5 protein-coding genes are annotated in these 4,197 nt (G+C 39.3%); all 5 read left to right on the top strand.

The genetic code is table 11. The features are described from left to right. On the top strand, positions 1 to 298 hold a 298-nt coding region (locus C0430_RS05365; protein ID WP_290866269.1), incomplete at its 5' end, for an NAD(P)H-dependent oxidoreductase subunit E. 1 nt (position 299) lies between these two features. Beyond that, the gene (gene nuoF / locus C0430_RS05360; protein WP_290866267.1) at positions 300 to 1,667 is read left to right on the top strand and encodes an NADH-quinone oxidoreductase subunit NuoF; all 1,368 of its coding nucleotides are present in this window, start codon (positions 300 to 302) and stop codon (positions 1,665 to 1,667) included. Positions 1,668 to 1,685: 18 nt separating this feature from the next. Beyond that, positions 1,686 to 2,735: a 2Fe-2S iron-sulfur cluster-binding protein gene (locus tag C0430_RS05355; RefSeq protein ID WP_290866265.1), complete on the top strand. Its 1,050-nt coding sequence runs from the start codon at positions 1,686 to 1,688 to the stop codon at positions 2,733 to 2,735. Next, entirely contained in the window at positions 2,728 to 3,780 is a 1,053-nt protein-coding gene (gene nuoH, locus C0430_RS05350) for an NADH-quinone oxidoreductase subunit NuoH (RefSeq protein WP_290866263.1), read from the top strand. The genes C0430_RS05355 and nuoH overlap by 8 nt, the downstream gene beginning before the upstream one ends. 111 nt (positions 3,781 to 3,891) lie before the next feature. Beyond that, positions 3,892 to 4,197 (top strand): 4Fe-4S binding protein (locus C0430_RS05345; RefSeq protein WP_290866261.1); only part of this gene is annotated, 306 nt, incomplete at its 3' end.

Here is a 4,197-nt window from a genome sequence, read left to right as displayed (position 1 = left end):
GATGTTCAACCAAAAACCAATTGGAAAATACATGTTCGAATTTTGCCAAACATCCCCTTGTTGTTTGAATGGCGTTGAAGATTTAATGGATTACACCTGCGAAAAATTAGGCGTGGGAATTGGCGAAACTACAGCTGACGGACTTTTTGAAGTAAGAGGTGTAGAATGTTTAGGAGCCTGTGGTTATGCTCCAATGATGCAATTGGGCGATTTTTACAAAGAAAAATTGACAAAAGAAAAAGTAGATCAGATTATTGCTGATTGTAGAGATAACAAAATTACGTTACACGATAAATAATATGTCACAAAAAATATTATTAGACAAAGTAAATATTCCTGGAATTAAAACCTATGAAGTCTATCGCCAAAACGGCGGTTATGCTTCTGTGGAAAAAGCCTTGAAAACATTGACACCAGATGAAGTGGTAGAAGAAGTGAAAACTTCTGGATTAAGAGGTCGTGGTGGTGCAGGTTTCCCAGCTGGAATGAAATGGAGTTTCATTGACAAAAAATCAGGAAAACCAAGACATTTAGTTTGCAACGCAGACGAATCAGAGCCGGGAACTTTCAAAGATCGATATTTAATGGAACACATTCCCCATTTATTGATTGAAGGAATGATTACTTCCAGTTTTGCTTTAGGCTCCAACTTGTCTTACATTTACATTCGTGGCGAGTACATGTGGGTTTACAAAATATTGGAACGCGCCATCGCCGAAGCAAAAGCAGCAGGTTGGTTAGGAAAAAATATATTAGGAACCGGATACGATTTAGAAGTATACGTTCATTGTGGTGCCGGAGCCTACATTTGTGGTGAAGAAACCGCATTAATCGAATCCTTGGAAGGCAAAAGAGGAAATCCTCGTATCAAGCCACCATTTCCAGCAGTTTCTGGACTTTGGGCAAATCCTACAGTGGTAAATAATGTGGAAACCATTGCCACAGTGCCTTGGATTGTAAACAATTCAGGAGCCGATTATGCTAAAATTGGTATTGGAAGATCTACAGGAACCAAATTAATTTCGGCTTCAGGACACATCAAAAATCCTGGGGTTTACGAAATTGAAATGGGATTAAGTGTTTACGAATTCATGAATTCCGATGAATATTTAGGAGGAATGAGTTCTGACAGACCTTTGAAAGCTTTTGTTCCCGGAGGTTCATCTGTTCCTGTTTTACCAGCTCATTTAATTTATAAAACAGCCAATGGCGACGACCGTTTGATGACTTACGAAAGTTTAAGCGACGGTGGTTTTGCTACAGGTTCCATGTTGGGTTCAGGAGGATTTATCGTTTATAACGACACTTCTTGCATCGTTAGAAATACTTGGAATTTTTCCCGTTTTTACCACCACGAAAGCTGCGGACAATGTTCGCCTTGCCGTGAAGGAACAGGATGGATGGAAAAAGTATTGCACAGAATTGAAAACGGTCACGGTCGTGAAGAAGACATCGATTTGCTTTTGAGTATTCAAAGCAAAATTGAAGGAAACACGATTTGTCCTTTGGGTGACGCAGCAGCTTGGCCAGTGGCAGCAGCGATTCGTCACTTTAGGGAGGAATTTGAATACCACATCCGTTTTCCGGAAAAAATAAAAAACAGAGACCATTTTGTTACCGAGCCTTTTGAAAGTGTGAAGCATTTAGTTTCTAAATTAACAGTATAAAGACAAGAATTTACTACAATGAAAGTAACCATAGACGGTCAAGCGATTGAGGTAGAACCAGGAACAACCATCCTGCAAGCAGCCAGAATGATTGGAGGAGAAGTAGTTCCGCCAGCCATGTGCTACCATTCTAAACTAAAAGGAAGCGGCGGGAAATGCCGTGCTTGCTTGGTGGAAGTAGCCAAAGGAAGTGAAGCCGACCCAAGACCAATGCCAAAATTAATGGCTTCCTGCGTAACGGGTTGTCAAGACGGAATGGAAGTGAACAGCAAATCTTCGGCAAGAGTGCAAGAAACAAGAAAAGCCGTTACGGAATTCTTGTTAATCAACCACCCATTGGATTGTCCAGTTTGTGACCAAGCAGGAGAATGCGATTTGCAGAATTTAAGTTTCGAACACGGAAAGTCGGAAAGTCGTTTCATAGAAGAAAAAAGAACTTTCGAACCAGAAGATATTGGTCCAAATATCCAGTTGCACATGAATCGCTGCATTCTTTGCTACCGTTGCGTGATGGTTGCTGACCAAATTACCGACGACCGAGTACACGGAGTAATGGACAGAGGTGATCATTCGAATATTTCGACTTGTATTTCAAAAGCCATCGACAACGAGTTTTCTGGAAACATGATTGACGTTTGTCCGGTTGGTGCTTTGACCGATAAAACTTTCCGATTCAAATCGAGAGTTTGGTTCAACAAACCTTACGATGCACACAGAGATTGTCCTACTTGTTCCGGAAAAACCACGGTTTGGATGTTCGGCGACGAAATTCAAAGAGTCACAGGCAGAAAAGACGAATTCCACGAAGTGGATGAATTCATCTGCAACAGCTGTCGTTTTGACCACAAAGACGTGAATGACTGGATTATTGAAGGACCAAGAGAATTTGAAAAAGATTCTGTTATCAATCAAAACAAACATTTCGGAAAATTAGAAAAAGTACAAATCAATGCCGAAGAAAAAATTCTTTTAGGTAGAGAAGTAGATAGAAAAAAAATAAGCATGGCCGAAATTGATTACAACGAAAAAATTGACGGTAACCCAGTAAATTCCAAAAAAAATGGATAGTACATTTATCATAGAAAAAAGTGTCGTAATCCTTGTGGTATTTGCCTTTACAATGGTTATGGCGATGTATTCCACTTATGCCGAACGAAAAGTGGCCGCCTTTCTTCAAGATAGAGTCGGGCCAAACAGGGCTGGACCATTTGGTTTGTTTCAACCACTTGCCGATGGTTTAAAATTATTTTCCAAAGAAGAATTTATTCCGAATACACCCAACAAATTTTTATTTATGGTGGGCCCGGGAATTTCAATGGGAACCGCTTTGATGACCAGTGCCGTAATTCCTTGGGGCGACAGATTTCACCTTTTTGGAAGAGACATCTTGTTACAAGCCACGGATATTGATGTGGCCGTTTTATACTTCATAGGTGTCGTTTCTGTTGGAGTTTACGGAATTATGATTGGTGGATGGGCTTCGAACAATAAATTTTCATTGATTGGTGCCATTCGGGCGGCTTCGCAAATGGTTTCTTATGAAGTGGCTATGGGATTGTCCATAATTGCATTGTTGATGATGACCGGAACTTTGAGCTTGAAAGAAATTTCGATGCAACAATCCGGAATGAACTGGAATGTTTTTTATCAGCCATTGTCTTTTATCATTTTCTTGATTTGTGCATTTGCAGAAACGAACAGAACGCCTTTTGACTTACCAGAATGTGAAACGGAATTAATTGGTGGCTATCATACTGAATATTCTTCGATGAAAATGGGTTTTTATTTATTCGCCGAATATGCGAATATGTTTATATCATCTACCCTATTGTCTGTTTTGTTCTTTGGAGGATATAATTATCCTGGAATGAGTTGGGCTGTTGAAAACTGGGGAGTAAACATTGCCAATATGTTAGGAATGCTCGCCTTGTTTATCAAATTATGTGGGTTTATATTCTTTTACATGTGGGTTCGTTGGACTATTCCAAGATTTAGATACGATCAATTGATGCATTTGGGTTGGAGAATTTTGATTCCATTATCCATTATTAACATCATGATTACCGGAATTGTACTTTTGAGAGTAGAAATAATGGCTTATTTAGGATTGTAATTAATACCAAAATGCACTAGCCCTGATAGCAGTGAAAATCCTTTTATGCCGGGGTTAGGCATAAAAGATTGAAACGAATAGCAGGATTAAGCTTCAAATAAAAATAAGAAAATGTCAATACAAGAAATATCCTTATCGGGAAGAAAAAAAGTAGTTTCCAACAAGGAGATGACTTTTTGGGAAAAAATGTATCTAATTGCTATTGTCAAAGGTTTGATAATAACAATAAAGCATTTGTTCAGAAAAAAAGTAACGGTTCAATATCCCGACCAAATACGTCAATTTAGTCCTGTTTATCGCGGTCAACACATGTTGAAACGAGATGAACAAGGTCGTGAAAACTGTACTGCATGTGGGCTGTGTGCTTTGTCATGTCCTGCCGAAGCCATCACGATGAAAGCAGCAGAACGCAAAGCT

Origin of the sequence: Flavobacterium sp. (genome assembly GCF_013823965.1) — a bacterium.
In the GTDB taxonomy this organism is placed as follows: Bacteria; Bacteroidota; Bacteroidia; order Flavobacteriales; family Flavobacteriaceae; genus Flavobacterium.
This window is presented reverse-complemented; position numbering and strand designations above follow the sequence as displayed.

Bases quoted from the DNA above. Each gene is read 5' to 3' on its own strand.
- nuoF (WP_290866267.1), top strand. From the start codon at position 300: ATGTCACAAAAAATATTATTAGACAAAGTAAATATTCCTGGAATTAAA.
- nuoH (WP_290866263.1), top strand. From the start codon at position 2,728: ATGGATAGTACATTTATCATAGAAAAAAGTGTCGTAATCCTTGTGGTA.
- C0430_RS05355 (WP_290866265.1), top strand. From the start codon at position 1,686: ATGAAAGTAACCATAGACGGTCAAGCGATTGAGGTAGAACCAGGAACA.